Source organism: Shimia sp. W99 (genome assembly GCF_053851455.3).
The window spans coordinates 542572-566930 of the sequence record NZ_JBSQBU020000001.1 but is presented as its reverse complement, the minus strand read 5'-3'; the positions used below and the strand labels follow the sequence as shown (position 1 = coordinate 566930).

Sequence of the window (24359 nt, the reverse complement as noted above, 5' to 3'; positions counted from 1 at the left end):
CGCGTTCAATCTTGAAGGCATTAGGATTGAATGAGGAGAAAGACCGATGGCAACAGACCAAGCCGGTTTCCTCTGACGACGCCAAAAGCTCCCATCTACCAGCCAAGCCCAATGAAACAAGGACCCTGCGTGGATTCTTGAAATTGGATACCGTTCAGGTGCCCATTCCATTCCATTATATTAATTTTCCCAGTGTTATCGAGAACAGCGTCCCAGCCTATGCATTTGATGAATGGCATACGCTCGTGCAGTCTGCTTACAGTTTCGACGGCTTCTTTGAACATCGGGTACTCAAATCCGGAGAATTTCTTCTTACTATCCGGATGTTCGGAAACTTCGACCCATTGATGGGTGAAGCCGGCATCATTGAGAAGACCGGTTCTTAAACATACTGGAACGCGAATTTGCGATGCGCCACTCACATGTTTATCTGCACCAGTTCCAAACCTCAAATTCGCGCTCCTAAGCTCCGCGTTGCCGCGTTCATTGATAACGGTGGTCAACCTTAATGTCGAAACGGCTGAAGAAAAAAATGATGCTAGACTTTCTTCCTGATCGACAAATCTTTGAAAGACACCGCTGCCAAATCCAAGCAACGCCTCTCTGTCAAAAGTATCTTTGTCGAATATCTTGATTCCCCTCCCCTGCCATGAATTATCTGGCTTGAAAATTATGCGGTCGCCTGAAGAAAACAGGGCATCTTTGACATGAGCGGCTTGGACCATATTACCGGTGGGGGTGATGAAAGTTCTGTTTGCGTACGATAGCAGATCAGGAAATGTGTCTGACCCAACCAGGAGGTAATTCATTGATTTAAATTCAGATACCCTACCATGCTCTCCCTGGATTTTGGGGACAACAAAACTACTCCAATAGTTCCAGGGGATCCATCCCTCATGGAAGCCGCCCCTCACCGCAGAATAAACATATAACCATGGCGCATAGCAGATGTCATTAAAAACACTTACCGCATAGTCATCACATTTCTTTTTTATATCGTCCGATAAAGGCCCTCTTTGTTTCTCCACAAAACCAAGCTGGCGAGCTGCCCTTCTGTTTTGGTCCAAATGATACCGGCGCGTTCTTCGTATCCTGTTCAGCTTGAACAGCGGTTCTAACAGACCTGTCATGGTAGACGATTTCCTTCCATCAAAAGTTCAAAAACATTATCAGCCAGTTTCTCTGCGCTCCAAACCTTTCAAAGAAACTCCGTTTTCCGTCGTCCACAACTGCTCTGCATCCAAGGACATCCGTCGCTATTGGTGGGCGTGCCATCGCCGCCGCGTCGATCGTCGGACGCACATCATCCACGCCCTAAGACATTCGATGTTGCCATCCTGTTTCCAGCTATTTTTAGATCAATAGCCGTTCGGTTCTCGATATCTACCAGCCGAGCCCAGTGTAGCACGGACCCTGCGTGGCTTCAGGGAATTGAATGTCGTTCTGTCGCCCATTCCATTCCATTATATTAATTTTCCCAGTGTTATCGAGAACAGCGTCCCAGCCTATGCATTTGATGAATGGCATACGCTCGTGCAGTCTGCTTACAGTTTCGACGGCTTCTTTGAACATCGGGTACTCAAATCCGGAGAATTTCTTCTTACTATCCGGATGCTTGGAAACTTCGGCCCATTGATAGGTGAAACCGGCATCATTGAGAAGACCGGTTCTTAAACATACTGGAACGCGAATTTGCGATGCGCTACTCACATGTTTATCTACACCAGTTCCAAACCTCAAATTCGCGCTCCTAAGCTCCGCGTTGCCGCGCTCATTGATAACGGTGTTCAACCTTAATGTCGAAACGGCTAAAGGAAAAAATGATGCTAGACTTTCTTCCTGATCGATAAATCTTTGAAAGACACCGCTGCCAAATCCAAGCAACGCCTCTCTGTCAAAAGTATCTTTGTCGAATATCTTGATTCCCTTTCCCTGCAATGAATTATCTGGCTTGAAAATGATACGGTCGCCTGAAGAAAACAGGGCATCTTTGACATGAGCGGCTTGGACCATATTACCGGTGGGGGTGAAGAAGGTGCTGTTTGCGTACGATAGCAGATCAGGAAATGTGTCAGATCCAACCATGAGGTAATTCATTGATTTAATTCCAGATACCCTACCGTGCTCTCCCTGGATTTTGGGGACAACAACACGGCCCCAATAATTCGAGGGGATCCATCCCTCATGGAAGCCGCCCCTCACTGCAGAATAAAAATATAACCATGGCGCATAGCAGATGTCATTCAAAACACTTACCGCATAGTCATCACATTTCTTTTTTACCTCAGCCGATAAAGGCCCTCTTTGTTTCTCCACCAAGCCGAGTTTGCGAGCAGCAGCTTTATTGCTGTTCAAATGATACTGGCGCGTTCTTCGGATTCTATTCAGCTTGAACAGTGGTTCTAACAGACCTGTCATGGTAGACGATGTCCCTTGTATAAAAAGCTAAAAAGCATAGCATGATCATGTATAGATCAGCTTAAATCGACATTCCCCAAGTGGCATGCCACTTGATGCCAAGATCACCTGATTTCGCTTGCAGATCAAGCGTTTTGGGTGCCTTGTTGCACAAATCGGGCAGGGGATTCACTGCATGAATATAGCATGATAGATGGTAGGGATGAGCAGTTGGGCCCCTACGAAGTACAAGACCACGAACTGGTCGGCTTACAATGACGCGTTGAAGCGGCGCGGATCGCCGACGGCTCCTACGACACCCGAAAGTGCCATGAAGCAATCGCCGCTCGAAACGCCGCCGCGGTCATCCCGCCCCGCAAGAACGCGAAACCCTGCAAGCTGACGAGCGCAGGCGCGGCGGCAAGGAAAGAAGCCGTGCGCGCCTCCAGATACCTCGGCCGCGCCATCTGGCGACGATGGTCTGGCTACCACCGCCGGTGCCGCGTCAAGAACAAGATGAATTTTATCAAACTGCTCGGCCAATCCCTGATGGCCCGCGACTTCGATCGCCAAGTTGCCGAGTTGCAGGTCCGTATCGCCGTCCTAGGGTCAGGACTCATAGCCAGAAAATGACGAGTGCCGCCAGCGCGATGGCTGACAGGAATACCTTTGGGGATCTGTCGTAACGGGTCGCGACCCGCCGCCAATCCTTGAGCCTGCCGAACATGATTTCTATGCGGTTGCGCCGTTTGTAGCGGCGCTTGTCGTACTTCACCGTTTTCTTCCGCTGTTTTCGACCGGGGATGCAGGCGCGTATCCCTTTGTCTTTCAAAGCTTCTCTGAACCAATCGGCGTCGTAACCACGATCTCCGAGCAGCCAATCTACTTTTGGCAGGCTGCCAACGAGAACCCGTGCGCCGGTGTAATCACTGACCTGACCGGCTGTCACAAAGAGGTTCAGAGGACGTCCTTGGCTGTCGCAAATGGCGTGCAGCTTTGTGTTCATGCCGCCCTTGGTGCGCCCAATCAGACGCCCACGCCCCCCTTTTTCACGCCCAGACTGGACGCCGTGCGATGAGCCTTCAGATAGGTGGCGTCGATCATGACCGTTTTCTCTTCACCATGATCAGCAGCCAAACCAATCAGCATCTCGGCGAAGATGCCCTTGTCGCTCCAACGCTTCCAGCGATTGTAGAGTGTCTTGTGCGGGCCGTATTCCTTGGGAGCATCACGCCATCGTAACCCGTTGCGATTGATGAAGATAATGCCGCTCAGCACCCGGCGATCATCCACACGAGGTTTGCCATGGGACTTGGGGAAGAAGGGCTCAAGGCGCGCCATCTGCGCGTCGCTCAACCAGAAAAGATCAGACATGTTTACCGCTCGTTTTTCGAGTCGTGAATCATGCCGCCAACCGGAAATCAATGGGTCCTGACCCTAGCTATCACTTTGGAAATATCGAACTCAGTCAATCAAGGGATATAAACCTCATCAACACTTTCAATTAGACGCGCTTCTGCTTCTTCCCACATTATTCCAAGCTTTTCATCCCACTCAGGATTAAATAGAGAAGACGCTTTCCTTTTCCAAAGACTCCCTGGCCGCAAAGTCGCTTCGCCGAAGTAAACCCCTTCGTCTGCCTCGTAAAGATCAACCCTAACAAACGGCGTCGTGATTCCGATTGAAATTTTTTTAGCTGCCTCCAATATTCCTGCCATATCCTTCGGCGGAGGCAAGGAGGAGTCATATCTTGCATCGTGACCATCGATTTTCCCCAAATCTTGACCATCCGGGGACCAAAACTTGTATCTCTTGTCCGGCTTATCGAGGTTCCGTTGCCCAAAGAATCCTACCTCGTCAATTTGCCTTATGAACGCCACTTCGCCATAAAACGCAAAAACCTTCCAGTTCATTGTCGGGGAACCGTCAAGTTCCAGCAACTCTTCCGTTATAAGTGGAACACCATCAAATCTGTCTAGGCCAGCTTTGCGAAGAACAGCCAGATCATTCGGATAAGCATCGCCGGTAAGGATGTTGAGGAGACCATCTTCTTGCTTCCTCAAAAAGAAAATCCCATTAACGCCAGAGCCTACTATTGGCTTCAGAACAAATTTTGACGGCAAGGCCTCCAAATCAAATTCAGAAATCGAGTCAACTGGCCCCTGAAGAACGCTTGCGGTCCTGACTCCACACTTCTCGGCGATGCGTTTGTGGCCGATTTTCGTTTCAATTTGATATATTGGTTCGTCGCCAATACCTCGAAGAGCACGAACACGGTCGGCTACTCGTTTTCTTTCCGCTAGCCTCCTGCGAAAGCTAGGTCGGCTAAGATTGCGAAGCCTGTAATCTTCCTTAACTCCGGCTATCCTATTTACAATTTTCGCATACATTATTGCTACTCTAGGCTTAAGATCGGACAAAATTGGTCGCTGCGCGGCACTTAGTGTACCGAACTGTTGTGGGTAAAACTTGCTCGGAAACGAAGTTGGAAACAAGTGATTTCTTTGTCATTTTGGCATCATCGTTAGAGCGATCACAGACAATAATGGCCTTGCCCCACAATCCGGACGCAGTCGCGTTTTTTGCCACTGACTTCTCCGAAAGGAAAGCCGCCGTTAGCATCGTGACCGGTCTATCGGTCCAGTGCACGAAAAAGTCAGCGGGCAGGGGCTGCTCATTTCTGCGCCTCCCCTTCTTCGGTTATTTTGCTGGAACCTTCAGCCCCTCTCGTCGCCAGAGCCGTTCGATACGACCATCACTGACAGACCAACCTGCATCTCTCAGCAACACCGCAATCCGGCGATAACCGTATCGACCGTACTGCCTGGCCAGCTCGACCATGTCAGCAACTAACCGGCCCTCATCTGCACGACCTCTCGGAGCATGCCTCTGTGTCGAACGATGTTGCCCCAACACGCGGCAGGCCTTGCGCCCAGATACTTTCAACTGCTACGCACATGGTCAGGCCAAGGTCGGCACGGATCGGCACTGCCTTGTCTGCGACACGACAATTCCAGCAACGACACACGCGCGCCGTAAATATTGCTCTACTCGCTGCCGGGTCGCGGCACATCGGGGAAAGAAATGACCGACAACGTCCATTACCTGCCCAACTACGAGCCGCCCCAGGAGCCGCCCGAGCTGCCCGTGGTCCGCGTGGTCCTCGTGCCAGCCCCTGCCCCGCCCGTGCCGCTGGTGACGCCCATGGGGCTTGTCGTGGCGGTGTTGTGCGGGGTGGTTTCGTTCGCGCTGGTATCGGCGGTGCTATCATGACCGATTGGAAAGAACTGTTGCCTCGCCCCTGTTACCAACGACCGTTTGTGTGCGATGGCTTTCCACAGGATCAGGATGTGATTGTAATCGGCGAAAACCCCGCAACGGTGATGGATGCGGACTGGTGGGGATATTGGGACGAAACTTCGGGATTTGATCGGGCGCGATTTATGGCTGACTATGCGCGCAAGCGGTCAATCTCGGGCACCCGCGCACGGCTGGAACGGATGCGGACCGTGCATGGCCTCAAGGTTCTGGAAGCGAACGTGGCTTCCAACGAAAAGATCGACGGCGCGGGGAGCGGTGCAATAGACAATTCCGCTTTGCTGCGTGTGCTGCTGGATTCCCGTCCGACGATCATCCACGGACGAAAGGCCGCTACGGCCCTAGATCGGCTTGGACTAAGACCAGATCACGCGATTGAAGTCGGTCACTTTTCCCGAATGTCTTATCGGACACTGGACGAACTGTGTCACCCGTATCGGCGCTGATCGGGTGAATGTACCAACACGCGCCGAACGACCATCAGGTCGAAAGCCCGCCCCCCTAGGTCATTGATATTGCAGGATAAACACCGAAATCCAAGTGGCCCGCTACGGCCCCTAAGTCATTGATATTGCATGATAAATTTGACGCCATGATCTAAGCGGGCCGTGTCGCCCGTATCGGGCCGGTGCGTGACGTAGGGTCAAGCGTGCTGTAACGATATTGTATCCGCCGTTTTTAGCGTTACATGCCGTCTTGTAACGGCAACTATCAACGGATGTTTTAGCGTAATGAACGACGACAACCAATTCGACCACATTGACTTCGGTAGCACGATTGCGTGGGCCATGATTTGCAGTGAAATCGAACTACGCGAACAGGGCAAAACAAACCTGTTCCTGACCGACGCGGAACTGCGCGACAAGATTGACGGCTTCGAGCGGGACGCCAAGGAAGCTATTCGCATCATGATGCAGTACACCCGACACCGGCTGGATATGGTCGCCGTGCAACCGACTTGCCAGCACTGTGGCGAACCGTTCGAACCGATACGCCGCACCGGCAAGTATTGCTCAACCCGCTGCCGTGTCGCGGCGCATCGGGTGAATGCAAACAAACCTGCAAACGCAAGCCCGACCGATTCGTCTAAGTAACTGAAAACGGGCCGCGATGTGCCGTTCCGTGCCTTCAATCCATCATGGGTGCCACGCTCAACCGGGCTGCCTTTTCTACGCTTTGTTTCAAGTGGCCAAACTCTCATGCCCCAAGGTTCCATGCCGCACGACGTTCCGGGTTTCACGTTGCTTCCGGGGAAATTCGAATCGCGCGCTCTAGGGTGTAACACATCCGGAAAGCGCAAACAGCGATCCGGGAAAGGGGCTATTGCACAGGTCCTTCGCATTGTTCAAGCAATTGACAACTCCGACACTGCCGCTCTGCGCGATCAGTTGCCACTGCACCATACGCAATCTGTTTGATTGATCCGTCAATGTGGCGACAGGGTTACTGCCACGAGATCAGTTGCGCCCCGCGCCCGTCGGCCATGGCGCGCGCCGTATAGAGAATACGGGACACCACATTCAGCTCCTCGACGATCAGGGCCCCCTTGTGCGCCCGTGAGAAGCCCGCCGAATATGCTTCGAGCACGGCCCCCGTGTTCTCGGGAAACTGTTCGATCAGCCCGATATATCCCAACACGTAGTCCCAGCCGCGCGGCCGCATCTGCGCCCGCTCGAAATCACAGCCCATCAGATGACCTTCCGCGCTGTCCAGGAAACTTGTCAGCGCGGTATCGTTGCGCGACATGGCCCGCCCGCAAAGCGGGATCTCGGACAGCATGTCCCGCGCAATGCGGATGCGTTCCATGTCAAACACGCCGCTGAACTGTTGCAGATAGGTGTACCAGTTGCCACAGGCATCCTCGCCCGGCACCACGCTGTCCAACTCTGCCAGCCAAACGCCGAGCTTTTCTGCGAACTGGGTCGGGCTGAGGGACGCGTTGCCTTCGGTCTCTGCCGCCGCGCCGGACCATTCGCACAAAAGGAACCGCGGCTTGTCCGCGTAGGCGAGAATGCGCGGCACGAGCCCGCTTTCCCGCAGGGCGCACAATGCGGCCTTTTCCCGCTGGTAGGCATAATCTGTATGGGCCGGATCAAACAGTTTTAGATAGGCGCGACGACCGCCCGCGCGCACTTCCAGCGACATCGCAGAGCTGCCATAGCGGATCAGGTCGAATTCAAGCGCCGCGCCAGATTTGCGCCCGGAAACGATCCGCGCGATGCCTTCGAACCGGCCCGCCAGGCGCGACCGCACGACCGCATGCCACTGCGCGCCCTGCGGTTTGACCCGCACTCCTGCCTTGTCCTGCATCAGTTCCAAAGCGCTGCCCTCCGGGACAGACGAAACCCTACACGTTCGCCTCAATCTTATAGTCACGATCGCCCCGACAGTTTTGGGGCTCAATGAACCGTATTCAGGCAATCGGGTCATCTTTGGGTAGAATCGCGATAAGATTGGGGCAACTCGGGGGCGCTCGGGGACAAGGATGGGCGGCGTTTCATCGTTTCGAATCCTGCCGCGACAAGACCGTGACGCGATTTGTCACACCTCACCAGTAGTGGGTATGAGCGCTAACAGCTTCCGCTTGGTAAACAGCCACGCCCATACGCCTCCTAAAGGCGCGTCACCAAACCATTGCAAATACAGTGAATTTTCATTGAAACGAAATATTTTTACAGATCTTCAGTGAAAAATGGAAAATACTTTACAAAAACTTTGTTATGTTTCCGTAGCTTATTCCCTTATTTTCAGTCTGCAATATGATCCTCTGGCAACTGGATAATGCTCTGCCACCTGTCAGGGCCCTTTTTCCAGATCCGCATTCTTGTACCGAGGGAGGAGCCTCTATGTCGTCTGAATCCACCGAAAACCGCACCTACCCGCCGTCATCTGCACTTGTTGCGCACGCGCATGCGGATGGGGCGACTTATGATGCGATGTATGCCGCGTCGATTGCCGATCCGGAGGCGTTCTGGGCCGAGCATGGCAAGCGGATCGACTGGATCAAGCCGTTCACCAAGGTCAAGAGCACGTCCTTCGCGCCCGGTGAGATCGACATCAAGTGGTTCGAGGACGGCACGCTGAATGTCAGCGCCAACTGCATCGACCGGCATCTGGAGACCCGCGCCGATCAGACCGCGATCATCTTTGAGCCCGACGATCCCAACGAGGCGGCGCAGCACATCACCTATAAACAGCTGCACACCCGCGTCTGCCGTTTTGCCAACATTCTCGAGGAACTGGGCGTGCGCAAGGGCGACCGCGTCGTCATTTACCTGCCGATGATCCCCGAGGCCGCCTATGCCATGCTGGCCTGTGCCCGCATCGGCGCGATCCATTCGATCGTGTTTGCCGGCTTCAGCCCGGACGCGCTCGCGGCCCGCATCAACGGCTGTGACGCCAAGGTCGTGATCACCGCCGACACCGCGCCGCGCGGCGGGCGCAAGACCGCGCTCAAATCCAATGCCGACGCGGCACTGCTGCACTGTAAGGACTCTGTTAAGTGCCTGGTGGTAAAACGGACCGGCGATCAGACCACGTGGATTGCCGATCGCGATTTTGACTATAACGAAATGGCGCTGGAGGCGAACGACTACTGCAAACCGGCCGAGATGAGTGCCGAGGATCCGCTCTTCATCCTCTACACCTCCGGCTCGACGGGACAGCCCAAGGGCGTGGTGCACTGCTCGGGCGGCTATCTTGTCTATGCGGCGATGACGCATCAATACACCTTCGATTATCACGAGGGCGACATCTTCTGGTGTACGGCGGATGTGGGCTGGGTCACGGGCCACAGCTACATCGTCTATGGCCCGCTCGCCAATGGCGCCACCACCGTAATGTTCGAAGGCGTGCCGACCTACCCGGATGCCTCGCGCTTCTGGCAGGTCTGCGAAAAGCACAAGGTGAACCAGTTCTACACCGCGCCGACCGCGATCCGCGCGCTGATGGGCCAGGGCAACGAGTTCGTCGAGAAATGCGATCTTTCCGATCTGCGCATCCTCGGCACCGTGGGCGAACCGATCAACCCCGAGGCCTGGAACTGGTACAATGACGTGGTTGGCAAGGGGCGCTGCCCGATCGTCGACACCTGGTGGCAGACCGAGACCGGCGGCCACATGATGACGCCCCTGCCCGGCGCCCATGCGACCAAACCCGGTTCGGCGATGAAGCCGTTCTTTGGCGTGCACCCGGTGGTGCTCGACCCGCAGTCGGGCGAGCGGATCGAGGGCAACGGGGTTGAGGGCGTGCTCTGCATCGCCGACAGCTGGCCGGGCCAGATGCGCACCGTCTGGGGCGATCACGAGCGCTTCGAGAAGACCTATTTCTCGGATTACAAGGGCTATTACTTTGCCGGTGACGGGTGTCGCCGCGACGCCGATGGCGATTACTGGATCACGGGACGCGTCGATGACGTGATCAACGTCTCGGGCCACCGCATGGGCACCGCCGAGGTCGAAAGCGCGCTGGTGGCGCATGCCGCCGTGGCCGAGGCCGCCGTGGTGGGCTATCCGCATGACATCAAGGGCCAGGGCATCTATTGCTACGTGACGCTCATGAACGACGTGGCGCCCTCGGACGAACTCATGAAAGAGCTGCGCACCTGGGTGCGCACCGAGATCGGCCCGATCGCCTCGCCCGACCTGATCCAGTGGGCCCCCGGCCTGCCGAAAACCCGCTCGGGCAAGATCATGCGCCGCATCCTGCGCAAGATCGCGGAAAACGACTACGGCGCATTGGGCGACACATCCACACTCGCTGACCCCTCCGTCGTCGACGACCTCATCGAAAACCGCATGAACAAGGGGTAAGGGCGGATGCTGGACACCAACAAAACCACCGCCCCCGTTCTGATCCTTCTCGGCCCTCCGGGCGCCGGGAAGGGCACACAAGCCCGCATGCTCGAAGAGAAATTCGGCCTTGTGCAGCTTTCGACCGGCGACCTTCTGCGCGCCGCCGTGGCCGCAGGAACCGAGGCAGGCAAGGCCGCCAAGGCCGTCATGGAGGCCGGTGATCTCGTCAGTGACGAGATCGTCATCGCCATCCTGCGTGACCGCCTTGGGGATGAAGACTGCGCGAAGGGCGTGATCCTCGACGGGTTCCCGCGCACCACGGTGCAGGCCGAGGCGTTGGACGCGCTGCTCGCGGAATCGGGCCAGAAAATCAACGCCGCCATCAGCCTTGATGTGGAAGACGCCGCCATGGTGACACGCATCTCGGGCCGCTACACCTGCGGCGCATGTGGCGAAGGTTATCACGACGAATTCAAGCAGCCCGCCAAGGATGGCGTCTGCGACAAATGCGGCGGCACGGAAATGAAACGCCGTGCCGACGACAATGCCGAAACCGTGGCCAGCAGACTTGAGGCTTACCACGCGCAGACGGCACCGCTCATTGCCTACTACGACGGCAAGGGCACCCTGCAACGGGTCGACGCCATGGGCGATATCGACGCGATCGCAGGAAATCTGAGCGCGATCGTCGCATCGGCGACCGCGTAAAGGGGAAGTGCAAGGGCGCGCGGGGGGACCCGCGCAAACTTGTGGAGGAAACGGAAACGAGGGAGGAGCCATAATGGCCGACAACTCATCCAACACTGCATACTGGTCCGCGAACGTGCGGATCATTCTGATCAGCCTCGTCATCTGGGCGCTGGTCTCTTTCGGGTTCGGCATCCTGCTGCGTCCGATGCTGTCCGGCATCGCCGTTGGCGGCACTGACCTGGGCTTCTGGTTTGCCCAGCAAGGGTCGATCCTGGTCTTCTTGGCGCTGATTTTCTTCTACGCCTGGCGGATGAACAAACTCGACGCCGAGCATGGCGTTGAGGAAGAGTAAAGGGACACACAAACAATGAGTCAGTTTGCAATCAACCTGCTGTTTGTTGGCGCGTCCTTTGCGCTCTACATCGGCATCGCGATCTGGGCCCGCGCGGGTTCCACATCTGAATTTTACGCTGCAGGCCGCGGCGTTCACCCTGTAACCAACGGTATGGCCACCGCCGCTGACTGGATGTCGGCTGCGTCGTTCATCTCGATGGCGGGCCTCATCGCCTTCACCGGCTATGACAACTCGTCCTTCCTGATGGGCTGGACCGGTGGTTACGTGCTTCTGGCACTGCTGCTCGCGCCCTACCTGCGCAAGTTCGGCAAGTTCACCGTGTCGGAATTCATCGGCGATCGTTTCTACAGCCAGACCGCACGTATCGTGGCGGTTGTCTGTCTGATCGTTGCCTCGACCACCTACGTGATCGGTCAGATGACCGGCGTGGGCGTGGCCTTTGGCCGCTTCCTCGAAGTCAGCAACACTGCTGGCCTGCTGATCGGCGCCTGTGTGGTGTTCGCCTATGCCGTTTTCGGCGGCATGAAGGGCGTGACCTACACCCAGGTGGCTCAGTACGTCGTGCTGATCATGGCCTACACCATCCCGGCCATCTTCATCTCGCTGCAGCTGACGGGCAACCCGATCCCTGCACTGGGTCTGTTTGGCGACCACGCTGCCTCGGGCGAACCACTGCTGGCCAAGCTGGACGCGATTGTTCAGGAACTGGGCTTCAACGAGTACACCGCACACCACGCCGACACCTTCAATATGGTGCTCTTCACCCTGTCGCTGATGATCGGTACCGCGGGTCTGCCCCACGTGATCATGCGCTTCTTCACCGTACCGCGCGTTGCTGACGCACGCTGGTCGGCTGGCTGGGCGCTGGTGTTCATTGCTCTGCTGTATCTGACTGCTCCGGCAGTGGGTGCCATGGCGCGTCTGAACATCACCGACATGATGTGGCCCAACGGCACCAACGGCGAAGCGGTTTCGGTTGAACAGATCGAAAACGAGGCCCGTTACGACTGGATGGCCACCTGGCAGAAAACCGGTCTGCTGGACTGGGAAGACAAGAACGGCGACGGCAAAATTCAGTATTACAACGATCAAAATGCTGAAATGCAGGCCAAAGCGGCTGAAAAAGGCTGGGAAGGCAACGAGCTGACCAAGTTCAACCGTGACATCCTGGTTCTGGCCAACCCTGAAATCGCCAACCTGCCCTCCTGGGTGATCGGTCTGGTGGCTGCGGGTGGTCTTGCTGCTGCTCTGTCGACGGCTGCCGGCCTTCTGCTGGCAATCTCCTCGGCCGTGTCGCACGACCTCATCAAGGGCGCCATCAACCCGAACATCTCGGAAAAAGGCGAACTTCTGTCGGCACGTGTAGCCATGGCTGTGGCCATCGCGGTTGCAACCTATCTCGGTCTGAACCCTCCGGGCTTCGCCGCGCAAACCGTGGCTCTGGCCTTCGGTCTGGCTGCTGCGTCGATCTTCCCGGCGCTGATGATGGGTATCTTCTCGACCAAGATCAACAACACCGGCGCCGTTGCTGGTATGCTGGCTGGTCTGAGTGTTACCCTCGTCTACATCTTCCTGCACAAAGGCTGGTTCTTTGTTCCCGGCACCAACAGCTTCACGGATGCTGATCCGCTGCTGGGCACCGTCAAGTCGACCTCGTTCGGCGCCATCGGTGCAGCCGTCAACTTTGCTGTCGCCTACCTCGTTGCAGGCGCCACCAAAGAGACCCCGCAGGAAATCAAGGACCTGGTGGAAAGCGTTCGTATCCCCAAAGGGGCCGGCGCGGCTCAGGACCACTGATAGCGGCTATGCGAGGGGTGCAACTGCGACCCCCCGCCCTCTTGCTAAACCTGTCCCGCCCGGTGCATTCCGGGCGGGACTTTTCTTTTCAAAGGTGTGCGCCATGCCGCTGACTCAGGACCAGATTTCCCGCTTTCTTCATTCGGTTCATCCCTATGACTCGCTGCCGCCCGAAGTGCTCCCCGAGCTTGCCACCAAGTTCGAGGCCTGGGAGGTCGAACAGGGGTTTTCGGTCTATGAACTGGGCGAAAAGCTGCGCGGCCTGTTCCTGATCTACGAGGGCGCCATCGAGGTGTCCGACGAAAATGGCGTGGTCGTCTCGCACCTTGGCCTGCGCAACTCGTTTGGCGAACGTGGGTTGATGCGCGACGGTGTTGCCGTCACCAGCGCCACGGCGGACGCCCATTCGATCCTGTTGATGCTCCCCGCAGAAGAATTCCACGCGCTCGTGGAAACCTACCCGTCTGCCAAGCGTTTCTTTGACCGTTCGCGCGGCTCTCGGAAAGAAGAACAAAACGACCTCGCCACCAGCCGCGTTGACACGCTCATGGCGCATGACCCGGTCACGATCGCGGCCAATGACACCGCCCAGCACGCGGCACAGATGATGCGCGAACACCGGATTTCTTCGCTCTGCATCGCACAGGACGGCGCGCTTCAGGGCATCGTGACCAACCGCGACCTGGTGTCCAAGGTCATGGCCCCAGCCCTGCCCTATGACACCGCCATCTCCGAGATCATGACCCGGTCTCCCCTGACGCTGCCGTCTTCGGCCATCGGCTCCGACGTATTGCACGCGATGATGGAACACCGCATCGGCCATGTGCCGATCGTTGATGCCGGGCAGCTTGTCGGCATCGTCACCCAGACCGACCTGACCCGTTTTCAGGCCGTGTCCTCTGCCGAACTCGTATCCGAAATCGCCCGTGCCGACACCGCCGAGGAAATGGCCGAAGTCACCGCCCGCATTCCCCAGCTTCTCGTGCAGCTTGTCGCGGGCGGCAACCGCCACGAGATCGTCACCCGCCTGATCACCGACATCGCCGATACCGCGACGCGGCGGTTGCTGGCGCTGGCCGAAGCAAAACTCGGCCCCGCACCCGTGCCCTACCTCTGGCTGGCCTGCGGTTCGCAAGGGCGTCAGGAACAGACCGGCGTTTCAGATCAGGACAATTGCCTGATCCTTGACGACAGCGTCACCGACGAGATGCGCACCGGCTATTTCGCAGAGCTTGCCAAATTCGTCTCGGATGGTCTGGATGTATGTGGCTATTTCTACTGCCCCGGCGACATGATGGCGACCAACCCGCGCTGGTGTCAGCCGGTCCGCGTCTGGAAAGACTATTTCAACGGCTGGATCAACAAACCCGATCCAGAAGCCCAGATGCTCGCCTCGGTGATGTTCGATCTGCGCCCCATCGGTGGCCATGTCGACCTGTTCGAAAACCTTCAGGAAAGCACGCTCGACGCGGCAGCCAGGAACTCGATCTTCGTGGCCCACATGGTATCGAACTCGCTCAAGCACCAGCCCCCGCTAAGCTTGTTGCGCGGCTTTGCCACGATCCGCTCCGGCGAGCACAAGAACCAGCTCGACCTCAAGGCCAACGGTGTCGTTCCCATCGTCGACCTCGGCCGAGTCTATGCGCTTCAAGGCCGCCTGACCGCCGTCAACACTCGCGCCCGCCTTGAAGCCGCCGAAAGCGCCGGCGTGCTCAGCAGCTCAGGCGCGGCCGATCTTCTGGATGCCTATGACCTGATTGCCGAAACCCGGCTCGAACATCAGGTGGCCCTCGTCAAAAAGGGCCAGAAACCCGACAATTATCTCAGCCCCTCGGACCTTTCCGATTTCGAACGCAGCCACCTGCGCGACGCCTTCGTCGTCGTGAAATCGCTGCAATCCGCCATCGGTCATGGCCGCGGCATGCTGAGCTGACACTTTCCGCGCGGCCCCGGTACGAGGAGACAACCGGGGCCGCGCCAACCCAAAAGGGAGGACGACCATGTTCCTGGAACTCGTCGCCACGTTCATCGCGGGTCTTGCCGGCGCTGGCCTGATGATGCTGATAAACCGCCTGACCGGGCGCCGCCTGCCCAAATGGCTGACCCCGGTCGCCGCCGGTGCCGCCATGATCGCAGCCACCATCTCGAGCGAATATGGCTGGTACGACCGCACCCGGGACACGCTGCCTGAAGGGTTCTCCGTGGTGCAAACCGTGGAAAGCAAGGCATTCTATCGCCCTTGGACCTATGCCTGGCCCTATACCGAACGCTTCGTCGCACTCGATACCGCCTCTGTCCGCACCAACCAGAACCTGCCTGACATGCGCATGGCAGACCTGTTCTTCTATGGCCGCTGGTCGCCGCTCAACCGCATGACCGTGATGGTCGACTGCGTCGAGAAACGCCGCGCGCCGCTTGTGGACGCCATCGAATTTACCGATACTGGCGAAGTCATCGGCGCGGACTGGATACCGGTGGCCGAAACCGACCCGTTGCTGACATCCATCTGCGAGGTCTGAGCCATGTTCCAGCACCTTTCCCTGCGCATTCGCATCCTGCTCTTCTTTGCCCTGATCGGGATCGGCGGAACGATAATCGTGGGCCTGGCGCTCTATTTCGGCTATCGCAGCGCCCTGAACGACGGGGTTGCCTCGGGGTTCCTGCTGGCCGGTATCCTTGCCGGGTTCGGGCTTCTGGGTCTCTCGGTGGGCATCTGGCTCCTGTTTGACGAAAACGTCGCCAAACCGATCGAACGGCTCGCCGCCGCCATGCGCACCCGCGCCCATGCCGGGGTCAACGCCGATATGGACAAGCACGCCGCCCGTTACCTTGGCGATCTCGCCCCCGCGGCCGAGGCGGTCTCGACCCAGCTCAACGAAACCGCGCTGAGCACGGCGCAGATGGTGGCGCTTGAAACCGAGCGGCTGACACTCGAGAAACAGCGCCTTACCGCCCTGTTGACCGAGGTGCCCGTGGCCATGATCCTGGTCAGCCCCACCAACCAGATCGTGCTTTACGACGGACAGGCCGCCGAGGTGCTGCGCCAGATCGCAACACCGCGTCTCAACGCGTCGATCTTTGACTATTTCAAACAGGAAACGCTGGAACGCGCCTACCAGAAACTGGTCAAGACAGGGATGGACGTGTCTTTCACCGCCGAAGGCGCCGCCAACAAGCTCACTTTCGATGCGCGGCTCAAACCGATGGGCGCGGCCAAGGGCTACATGATCCTGATCGACGACGAACACGCCAAGATCACACCGGATGCCGAGCGCCCGCTGGTCTATGATTTCGACCTGCTCGATCAGCAGCCCGCAGACGACATCATGGTCACGGCGATCACCGACATGACCTATGTCGTGTTCGACAGCGAAACCACGGGGTTGCTGCCGCACAAGGACGAGGTGGTGCAGCTGGGCGCGGTGCGCGTGGTCAAGGGGCGGATCGTGCCCGGTGAAAAGATCGACCAACTGGTCGATCCCGGCATCAAGATCCCGCCCGCCTCGACCAAGGTGCACCACATCACCGACGCCATGGTGGCCGGGGCACCCAACATCGAACAGGTCTCACGCGAGTTCCACCATTTTTCGCGCGGTGCGGTGATCGTCGCCCACAATGCCCCTTTCGACATGGCCTTCCTGCGCCGTCAGGCCAAGAGCATGGACATCGAATGGGACCACCCGATCCTCGACACCGTGCTTCTGTCGGCGGTCCTGTTCGGCGCCTCGGAAACCCACACTCTGGATGCGCTCTGCGACCGGCTCGGAGTGACCATCCCCGACCACCTGCGCCACACCGCCCTGGGGGATGCGCAGGCCACCGCCGAAGTGCTCTGCCGGATGCTGCCCATGCTGGCCTCGCGCGGCTATGACACGTTCGGCAAGGTCCTCGAACAGACCCGCAAACATGGCCGCCTGCTCGAAGACCTGAACTGACGCGGGACCGCCTCTTCATTTTGCCGGAAATACTCCGGGGGGAGTCGCCCCCGGGCGACGGGGGCAGCGCCCCCCGGTCCAAACCGCGCTCTTCGACCCACACCTGGCGACCGATTTTCCCCGCCCCCTTGCAACCCTGGCCAAATCGTCGCACATGAGGGTGAGAGGCGCGACGCAGGACAAACATGGATATGGCTCCCGAATTCGATCCCACGGCGGAAAACCAGCGCATTTATCGCGACGCGCTGGGGTGCTTTGCCACCGGTGTGACCGTGATCACCGCGCCGACCGCCTCGGGACCGATCGGCATGACGGCCAATTCCTTTTCCTCGATCTCGCTTGATCCGCCGCTGGTGCTCTGGTCGGCGGCCAAGAACTCGCAGCGATATCCGTTTTTTGCCGCCGCGACCCGTTTTGCCATCCACGTGATGCGCGACGACCAAAAGGCGCTGGCTCTGGAATTTGCTCGTCGCGGTGACGCGTTTGATCAGACCAAATGGCATTCCGGCGCCCATGACGTGCCGCTGATCGACAGCTGCCTTGCGCGGTTCGAATGCCGTACGCAGGCGGTGCATGACGGAGGCGATCACGCCATCGTGGTGGGCGAAGTCACCCATGTCACGTTGAATGACGGCGCACCGCTGGTTTTTGCCCAACGCGCCTTTGGCGGCTTCACCCCCGAAGCCTGAGCCGCCCCGATGTCATAGCGATGACACGGACCACCGGCACCTTGCCAGCAAGCGAACCCACAAATACAGCAGGAGAGACGTTTTGGACGATCTGAAAGCACAGAAAGACAGCTTCGCAAAGATGCTCGAAGCCACCGCTCCGCTTGATCCCATTGCCACCGCCGTCGTGCATCCCTGTGACTTGGCCTCCCTGACCGGCGCGCTCGCCGCCCGTGACAATGGGCTGATCACACCGATTCTCGTAGGCCCCTCCGAACGTATCAAGGCTGTCGCCGCAGAGGGAAATCTCTCCCTCGACGGGCTCGAAATTGTCCCGTCCAAACATAGCCATGACAGCGCCGAAAAGGCCGTTTGCCTCGTACGCGAGGGGCGCGCTCAGGCGCTGATGAAGGGCGCGCTGCACACGGACGAGGTCATGCAGGCCGCCATCGACAAGACCAAGGGGCTGCGTACCGAACGCCGCATGAGCCATGTCTTTGTGCTTGATGTGCCGAGCTATCCCAAGCCGCTGCTGATCTCGGACGCGGCAATCAACATCTTTCCCGACCTGCAGTGCAAGGCCGATATCGTGCAGAACGCCATCGAACTGGCCCATGCCATCGGCGTGGATCAGCCCAAGGTGGCGATCCTTTCGGCGCTGGAAACGGTCTATCCCAAGATCCCTTCCACGGTCGAAGCTGCCGCGCTCTGCAAGATGGCCGACCGGGGCCAGATCACTGGCGGTCTGCTCGACGGCCCGCTCGCCTTTGACAACGCAATTTCGAAACGCGCGGCCAAAGCCAAGGGCATCGTGTCCGACGTAGCCGGCGACGCCGACATCCTGATCGCCCCCGATCTCGAAGCCGGCAACATGATCGCCAAGCAGCTGATGTATCTGGCAGGGGCCGACAGTGCCGGACTGGTCCTAGGGGCGCGGGTGCCGATCATGCTAACCTCGCGTGCCGACGGCACGCTTTCGCGGCTGGTTTCGGCGGCACTGGCACAGCTTCTTGTGCATGATCGGCTTGGAAAGGACCTGATGTGAGCGACGCGATCCTCGTTCTCAACTCCGGAAGTTCATCCATAAAATACGCGCTCTACGGCACTTCGCCCAATCTGCCTCGCCTGCTGCATGGTCAGATCGACCGCATCGGCCTTGGGCCGGAACATGCCTGCAACGGGGTGGACACGCCCCTGCCCCTGCCGGGCGACGCCACCCATGCCGACATTCTCGACTGGTTACTGGCCCACCTTCAACAAGAACACGGCGCGCTCTCGATCATCGCGGCGGGCCATCGCGTGGTCCATGGCGGACGCGAATTCGCCGAACCGGCCCAGATCACCGAAGACGCGATCGCCCGAATGGAACGCTTGGCTCCACTGGCACCGGCCCATCAACCGCACAACCTTGCCGGCATTGCCGCCGTGGCCCGCCGCTGGTCAGAGGTTCCACAGGTTGCCTGTTTTGACACCGCCTTTCACCGCACCCAGTCTCGCATTGCCCAGCTCTTTGCGATTCCAAGACAATTCAGCGATGACGGCGTGCTGCGCTATGGCTTTCACGGGCTGAGCTATCACTATATCTCGACCCGCCTGCCCGACCTGCTGGACACGCCCGATGGCAAAGTAATCGTCGCACATCTGGGCAATGGCGCCTCGATGTGCGCCATGGAAAACCGCCAGAGCGTTGCCACCACCATGGGCTTCACCGCGCTGGACGGGCTGGTCATGGGGCGGCGCTGTGGCGAGCTTGATCCCGGCGTGATCTTTCACATGCTGCGCGACCGCGGCATGACCGTTGCCGAGGTCGAAGACATGCTGGGCTCGGACTCGGGCCTCATGGGTGTCTCGGGGATCAGCTCGGACATGCGCGACCTTCTCGGCTCCGACGCCCCCGCCGCCAGCGAGGCGATCGACCTTTTTGTCTACCAGGCCTGCAAGAAGATCGGCGCCCTTGCCGCCACGCTGGGCGGGCTGGACGCGCTCGTCTTTACCGGTGGCATCGGTGAAAACAGCGCCCAGATACGGGCCCGTATCCTTGAGGGCTGCACGTGGCTTGGGGCCGTGACGGACACAGGCGCCAATGCCGCCAATGCTTCCCGGATCACCACTCCCGACAGCCGCCTTGCAGCGCATGTGATCCCGACCGACGAAGAGGGCATCATCGCTATGGAAACCCGCAAATTGCTCCACAATTAGGTGCCCCAACGGCAAGTCCTGACTTGCAAGTTACATTTTCCGGTGCTTCCCTTTCCGGAACACCTACGCATTCGGGGAAAACTGATGAGCATCAAGAACATATTGGTCGCCTATGGCGGCGAGTCCACGCGCAGTGCCGCACTCAAATACGCCATCAACGTCACCAAGTATCACGACGGATTTTTGACGGGTGTCGTGCGCCACGGCACCCCCGCCATTCAGCGCCGCTTTGCCGGCCAGGTTCCACCGGACGTCATGGAGATGTTCGCCAAGGCTGATGCCGACCGCATGGCCGAAATCAACGAAGTCTTCACCACAAAGGCAGCGCAGGCCGGGCTTGAGGCGCGGGTTGATTTCATCGGCCTGGAAGCCGCCGACGGACAGTCGCTCTCGGCCTTTGCCCGCCATTTCGACCTGATCGTAACGGCCATCGCCCCCGAAACCGGCGAAGAGCACCTCGCCGCGGACCCGGATTCGCTTACGCTTTATTCGGGACGCCCGGTTCTCGCCGTGCCGGACGCGTTCGAGGCCAAGAAACTCTCCGATCACGCGCTGATCGCGTGGGACGGCAAACGCTGCGCCGCCCGCGCGCTTGGGGACGCGATGGATGTGCTCGAAGACAAGGCCCGCGTCAGCGTCCTTGAGGTGGGCAAGGAAGAGGTCCCGGGCACCGACATCCTGCTGCGCAACCTCAAGCGCCACGGCATCGACGCCGAACTCGTCCGCCGCCCCCGTCATCGCTCGATTGCGCAGACGGTTCTGGAAACCACAGAAGAGGTCGGCGCCCAGTTGATCGTCATGGGCGCATTTGAACATTCGCGGTTCCAGCACAACCTGATTGGTGGTGTGACCACAGACGTGATGGCGCAATCCAAGGTGCCGGTGTTCCTGTCGCACTGACCGGAAAACCGACACCGACGCGATACCGATAGAATACCGACGTTATACCGACGTCGGTATTTTCGTGTTCAAAGGTCGATTTCGATCACGCCGCCCGGTTCCGCTGCGCGACTCTGGCAAAGGATGATCGCACTTTCGCGCTGTTTCTTTGACAGCACGAAATCGCGGTGCTCAACCTCGCCTGACACCAGCCCGCACTTGCAGACACCGCAAATCCCGTCCGCGCATTTCACATCCACGTGGATGCCATTCTCCGCCAACACGTCCGTCGCGATTTTATCAGCAGGTACAACAAGGTCCCGGCCATCCTTCAGCCGAATCTTGAAATCATGGTTCTCATAATCGGGCTGTTCCGGTACGCTGAAATACTCCAGATGCCGCGCCTCTTCGGGAAAGCCCTGCCGCTCCGCCGCCGCCATCACCCCGTCCATGAACCGGTCCGGGCCACAGGTGTAGACATGCCATCCAGCTTGATACCCGCTCAGCACCGCGTCCAGATCGGCGCGAGTGCCCTTGTCAGAGAAGTGCAGATGCACTTTATCTTTCCACGGCATCTCATTGAGATCATTGAGATACCCAGCCCCATCTTCCCGGCTGGCGGAATAATGCAGTTCGAAATCCTTGCCCAGATCGTACAGGCGATGGGCAAAGGCGATCATCGGCGTGATCCCGATCCCGCCCCCCATCAGGAAGGTCTTTGTCGCACTTTCCTCCAGTTCGAAATGGTTGATCGGTTTGCTTACGAAAACTTTACGACCTTCGTTGAAAATGCGGTGCATCAACAACGACCCGCCGCGCCCTTCATCCTCGCGTAACACCCCGATCTGGTATTTGCTGCGGTCCTTGGGATCGCCCGACATCGAGTATTGACGCAGGAACTCCGGCGCAACCAACACGTCCAGATGTGCCCCCGCGGTCCATTGCGGCAGCGGCGCCCCGTCCAGCGAAGAGAACTCGAATTTGGTCACATCCGCCGTCATCTTCTCGACCTTGGAAAGCGTCACCCGCACCACCGGCGCATCCCCGGCCACTGCATAGCGATGCACGACAGTCATGTCGCCAGCGGCTATCCGCCTTTTATACTCTTCGGCGGAAACCATTGATTCATAGGCTTTAATCCCGGCCTCGCGATCCATCGGGAAAGGGTATGGCCACGGATGCGGCGCGATCGGCGCCGGATAAACGGCCAGCGTCTGATCCTCGTATTTCAGGTCCAGATCGGTCTGCAATCCGCGACGGTTCACCTCGTGCTGGGTCGGATGATACCCCCCGTCAGCGCCCAGTTCGAGGTCCCACCACCATTTTTTGACCTCGTTCAACCCGCCATTGCCCACCATGTCATCCAGCTTGGCCAAGGGGCGCGCCAATGATGGCATATGCGAGGCCGCCCAACGGAATGGCGCCTCGGCAAACAGCCCTTCAAGATTCCACGGGCAGGTTTTCATACACCGCCCGCACATCGCGCCCCCCTGGGTGGTGATCCGGTAGGTGGCGCATTTTTGGCTGTCCGATTTCCAGATCTCATAGCCGTTGAACATCAGTTTCGGCCCGGCGGTGATCGCCCCGCTCGGACACTCCCGCGCACACTTGTTGCAGTTTTCACAGAAGTTTTGCAGCCCAAAATCAATGGGTTGGTCGTGATCCATCGGCATGTCCGTGGTCACAACCCCCGATTTCAGCCGTGGCCCCAGATAGGGATTCAGGATGACCTCCCCGATCCGGCTTACCTCGCCCAGACCACTCAGCAGCAACAAGGGCGGCTGCAACACTTCGCCATCCATGACAGTGTGCGCCTTGGCCTTGTAGCCAAGGTTGCGGATCTGCTGCGCGATCACGCCACCAAGCAGCGAAAACCGCAGGTACGCGCGCATCGATTGTGCGACGGAAATCCAGTCATCCCCGCTGGCGCCTTCCATGGTCTCATAGCCCTGGTCGACGATCATGCTCACGGCCTGATCATGCGGCGGCGTGATCTCTTCGCCGGTCGCATCATGGCTGTACCACGCCCAGTCCGGACACCGGCTCAGCCCGACCGCATCCACACCTAGGAAATAGGTCGCCGCTTTGAGGTTCGCCGCGTTACGCTCTGAATCCGTTTGTTTTTTTACGTTCGTGCTCTCACCATCCTGCAACAAAACAAAGGCCCCGAGTGCCCGCCTCTGCGCGAAACTCGGCGCGGCCTTGCGGGCGTAATACCCGCCCTTGGCATTGTCCTGCAGCGTCTTGCCCATGTCGCCAAACTGCGCCCGGGCAAACATGTCCGCCCGCTTTGGTACCCGCGCCACGCGCGCCTCATCGATAAAAGTCGTGGGCTCCTCGACCCGCTTCAGCCGCTCAAACGGATGCGCCCCCTTTGCATAGTCACGATTACGGAACGGGTCATGGTTCAACGCCGACTTGGCAAAGCCCTTGCCGAGCCACCACGCCGGCCCCAACGTGCGAAACCATGGTTGTTCTGCCATCGGTTTCAGGGGCGCATCATGAGCCAGCGCCATGTCTGTCGTCACCACGGCCAGCCCGAAACGCCGCCCCAGCCAAGGCGCCACCAGCGCGTCGCCTTCGACGCTGAGCAACCCCGCTGCCACCCCCAAGCGCCCCAGGTCCACGTCGCTCGACGTGGCCGTATGCGCCTTGGCATTGAAGCCTAACAGCCTGATATAGTTGGCAATCACCACCGCTGTTTCCGTGGCCCGCAAACAGGCGCGATGATCCTGCGCATCCAGAATCCAATCGCTGCCCGGCTCACCACGTTCGGGGTCGCGCCAATGTTCGACAAGGAAAACGATGCAATTCTCCTGCCCCTCTATCCCCGAGGGCGGCGCCTCCATGCTGTCCTTGAGATCGGCCATGATCACGTCGATGCCGCTGGCCAGCGTTTTGGTCTGACGGGTTTTGAGCGCCTCGGCCAGCCGATCAATATCCGGGTTGCGGCGGGGCGTTTCCAACACCGCCGCAGACGGCACAGGCCCCACGCCCACCATCGACGTGTCGTTGAAATACCCAAAGGCTTTCAGATGGTTGGACCTTTCCACAGGATCGGACGGCACGCCGGATGGCACCGGATTGACCAGCCCGTCCCGGATGGCATCCATCATCGCCTGGAATTCCCCCATGGCGTTGACGATACTTTCTGGCTGCGCGGGGCGATGAAAGCTCAAAGGCGCGTCCAACGGCGCCGTCGCGAGGTCCGGCATCGTCCCTCGCGCCAAGCGTTCAAGCGGATACGGCCCCATATGCACGGGCCGCGCCTTGTCCGAGAAAAACCGTAACCCCATGTGCCCCTCCCCGTTTTGCCGCCATGATGCAG

At 58.7% G+C, this 24359-nt stretch carries 20 protein-coding genes and 2 pseudogenes; 15 read left to right on the top strand and 7 right to left on the bottom strand.

What is annotated here, in order from left to right; genetic code table 11:
• Window positions 1-95: 95 nt before the first annotated feature.
• Both ACS3QZ_RS02720 and ACS3QZ_RS02715 read right to left on the bottom strand, forming a co-directional pair.
• The gene (locus tag ACS3QZ_RS02720; protein ID WP_456036454.1) at window positions 96-1130 is read right to left on the bottom strand and encodes a sugar-transfer associated ATP-grasp domain-containing protein; all 1035 of its coding nucleotides are present in this window, start codon (window positions 1128-1130) and stop codon (window positions 96-98) included.
• A gap of 253 nt (window positions 1131-1383) precedes the next feature.
• The gene (locus ACS3QZ_RS02715) at window positions 1384-2418 is read right to left on the bottom strand and encodes a sugar-transfer associated ATP-grasp domain-containing protein (protein WP_456036453.1); all 1035 of its coding nucleotides are present in this window, start codon (window positions 2416-2418) and stop codon (window positions 1384-1386) included.
• Between the two features lie 279 nt (window positions 2419-2697).
• On the opposite strand from ACS3QZ_RS02715, the pseudogene ACS3QZ_RS02710 reads away from it, so the two are divergent.
• A pseudogene (locus ACS3QZ_RS02710) lies at window positions 2698-3030 on the top strand (transposase); the annotation flags it as partial.
• Here the strand turns inward: ACS3QZ_RS02710 and ACS3QZ_RS02705 are convergent.
• The 3 genes and pseudogenes from ACS3QZ_RS02705 to ACS3QZ_RS02695 form a co-directional block, all read right to left on the bottom strand.
• Window positions 3014-3771, bottom strand: a protein-coding gene (locus ACS3QZ_RS02705) for an IS5 family transposase (protein ID WP_456036452.1) whose coding sequence is annotated in 2 segments (ribosomal slippage) — window positions 3014-3450 and window positions 3450-3771 — 759 coding nt in all. Because the reading frame shifts where the segments join, the coding sequence is not laid out codon by codon here. The pseudogene ACS3QZ_RS02710 and the gene ACS3QZ_RS02705 sit on opposite strands and share 17 nt — an antisense overlap.
• 98 nt (window positions 3772-3869) lie before the next feature.
• Complete coding sequence (locus ACS3QZ_RS02700; RefSeq protein ID WP_456036451.1) at window positions 3870-4787, bottom strand: ATP-grasp fold amidoligase family protein; 918 nt, start codon at window positions 4785-4787, stop codon at window positions 3870-3872.
• Between the two features lie 313 nt (window positions 4788-5100).
• Window positions 5101-5343 (bottom strand): annotated as a pseudogene (locus tag ACS3QZ_RS02695) (IS3 family transposase); the annotation flags it as partial.
• 138 nt (window positions 5344-5481) lie between these two features.
• Here ACS3QZ_RS02695 and ACS3QZ_RS02690 point away from each other — a divergent pair.
• The 3 genes from ACS3QZ_RS02690 (at window position 5482) to ACS3QZ_RS02680 (ending at window position 6809) form a co-directional block, all read left to right on the top strand.
• Entirely contained in the window at window positions 5482-5670 is a 189-nt protein-coding gene (locus ACS3QZ_RS02690) for a hypothetical protein (RefSeq protein ID WP_456036450.1), read from the top strand.
• Window positions 5667-6161 carry a hypothetical protein gene (locus ACS3QZ_RS02685; RefSeq protein WP_456036449.1) on the top strand — a complete coding sequence of 165 codons (495 nt, stop codon included), beginning with the start codon at window positions 5667-5669 and terminating at the stop codon, window positions 6159-6161. Before ACS3QZ_RS02690 ends, ACS3QZ_RS02685 begins: the two co-directional genes overlap by 4 nt.
• 285 nt (window positions 6162-6446) lie before the next feature.
• Window positions 6447-6809, top strand: a complete 363-nt coding sequence (locus ACS3QZ_RS02680) for a hypothetical protein (protein WP_456036448.1) — start codon at window positions 6447-6449, stop codon at window positions 6807-6809.
• Between the two features lie 349 nt (window positions 6810-7158).
• On the opposite strand, the gene ACS3QZ_RS02675 is transcribed toward ACS3QZ_RS02680, so the two are convergent.
• A complete protein-coding gene (locus ACS3QZ_RS02675) occupies window positions 7159-8034 on the bottom strand; it encodes an aminoglycoside phosphotransferase family protein (protein WP_456036447.1) in 876 nt (291 codons plus the stop codon).
• Between the two features lie 527 nt (window positions 8035-8561).
• Here ACS3QZ_RS02675 and acs point away from each other — a divergent pair.
• The 11 genes from acs to ACS3QZ_RS02620 all read left to right on the top strand — a co-directional run bounded on the left by acs (window position 8562) and on the right by ACS3QZ_RS02620 (window position 21052).
• Complete coding sequence (gene acs / locus ACS3QZ_RS02670; RefSeq protein WP_456036446.1) at window positions 8562-10526, top strand: acetate--CoA ligase; 1965 nt, start codon at window positions 8562-8564, stop codon at window positions 10524-10526.
• Window positions 10527-10532: 6 nt separating this feature from the next.
• Window positions 10533-11216, top strand: coding sequence for an adenylate kinase (locus tag ACS3QZ_RS02665; RefSeq protein WP_456036445.1), 684 nt, complete (start codon window positions 10533-10535; stop codon window positions 11214-11216).
• A 73-nt stretch (window positions 11217-11289) separates the two neighbouring features.
• Entirely contained in the window at window positions 11290-11550 is a 261-nt protein-coding gene (locus tag ACS3QZ_RS02660) for a DUF4212 domain-containing protein (RefSeq protein WP_093092696.1), read from the top strand.
• Window positions 11551-11565: 15 nt separating this feature from the next.
• The gene (locus ACS3QZ_RS02655) at window positions 11566-13350 is read left to right on the top strand and encodes a sodium:solute symporter family protein (RefSeq protein WP_456036444.1); all 1785 of its coding nucleotides are present in this window, start codon (window positions 11566-11568) and stop codon (window positions 13348-13350) included.
• Window positions 13351-13453: 103 nt separating this feature from the next.
• Entirely contained in the window at window positions 13454-15283 is a 1830-nt protein-coding gene (locus ACS3QZ_RS02650; RefSeq protein WP_456036443.1) for a DUF294 nucleotidyltransferase-like domain-containing protein, read from the top strand.
• Window positions 15284-15350: 67 nt separating this feature from the next.
• Entirely contained in the window at window positions 15351-15869 is a 519-nt protein-coding gene (locus ACS3QZ_RS02645) for a hypothetical protein (protein ID WP_456036442.1), read from the top strand.
• 3 nt (window positions 15870-15872) lie between these two features.
• Window positions 15873-17285 (top strand): 3'-5' exonuclease, encoded by a 1413-nt coding sequence (locus ACS3QZ_RS02640; RefSeq protein WP_456036441.1) that lies wholly within the window; start codon window positions 15873-15875, stop codon window positions 17283-17285.
• A 185-nt stretch (window positions 17286-17470) separates the two neighbouring features.
• Window positions 17471-17974, top strand: a complete 504-nt coding sequence (locus ACS3QZ_RS02635) for a flavin reductase family protein (RefSeq protein WP_456036440.1) — start codon at window positions 17471-17473, stop codon at window positions 17972-17974.
• Window positions 17913-18998, top strand: a complete 1086-nt coding sequence (locus ACS3QZ_RS02630; RefSeq protein WP_456036439.1) for a bifunctional enoyl-CoA hydratase/phosphate acetyltransferase — start codon at window positions 17913-17915, stop codon at window positions 18996-18998. The genes ACS3QZ_RS02635 and ACS3QZ_RS02630 overlap by 62 nt, the downstream gene beginning before the upstream one ends.
• Window positions 18995-20152: an acetate/propionate family kinase gene (locus tag ACS3QZ_RS02625; RefSeq protein WP_456036438.1), complete on the top strand. Its 1158-nt coding sequence runs from the start codon at window positions 18995-18997 to the stop codon at window positions 20150-20152. Before ACS3QZ_RS02630 ends, ACS3QZ_RS02625 begins: the two co-directional genes overlap by 4 nt.
• 84 nt (window positions 20153-20236) lie before the next feature.
• Entirely contained in the window at window positions 20237-21052 is an 816-nt protein-coding gene (locus ACS3QZ_RS02620; RefSeq protein WP_456036437.1) for a universal stress protein, read from the top strand.
• A 68-nt stretch (window positions 21053-21120) separates the two neighbouring features.
• Here the strand turns inward: ACS3QZ_RS02620 and ACS3QZ_RS02615 are convergent, their stop codons facing one another.
• Window positions 21121-24327 carry a 2Fe-2S iron-sulfur cluster-binding protein gene (locus ACS3QZ_RS02615; protein ID WP_456036436.1) on the bottom strand — a complete coding sequence of 1069 codons (3207 nt, stop codon included), beginning with the start codon at window positions 24325-24327 and terminating at the stop codon, window positions 21121-21123.
• Window positions 24328-24359: the final 32 nt, after the last annotated feature.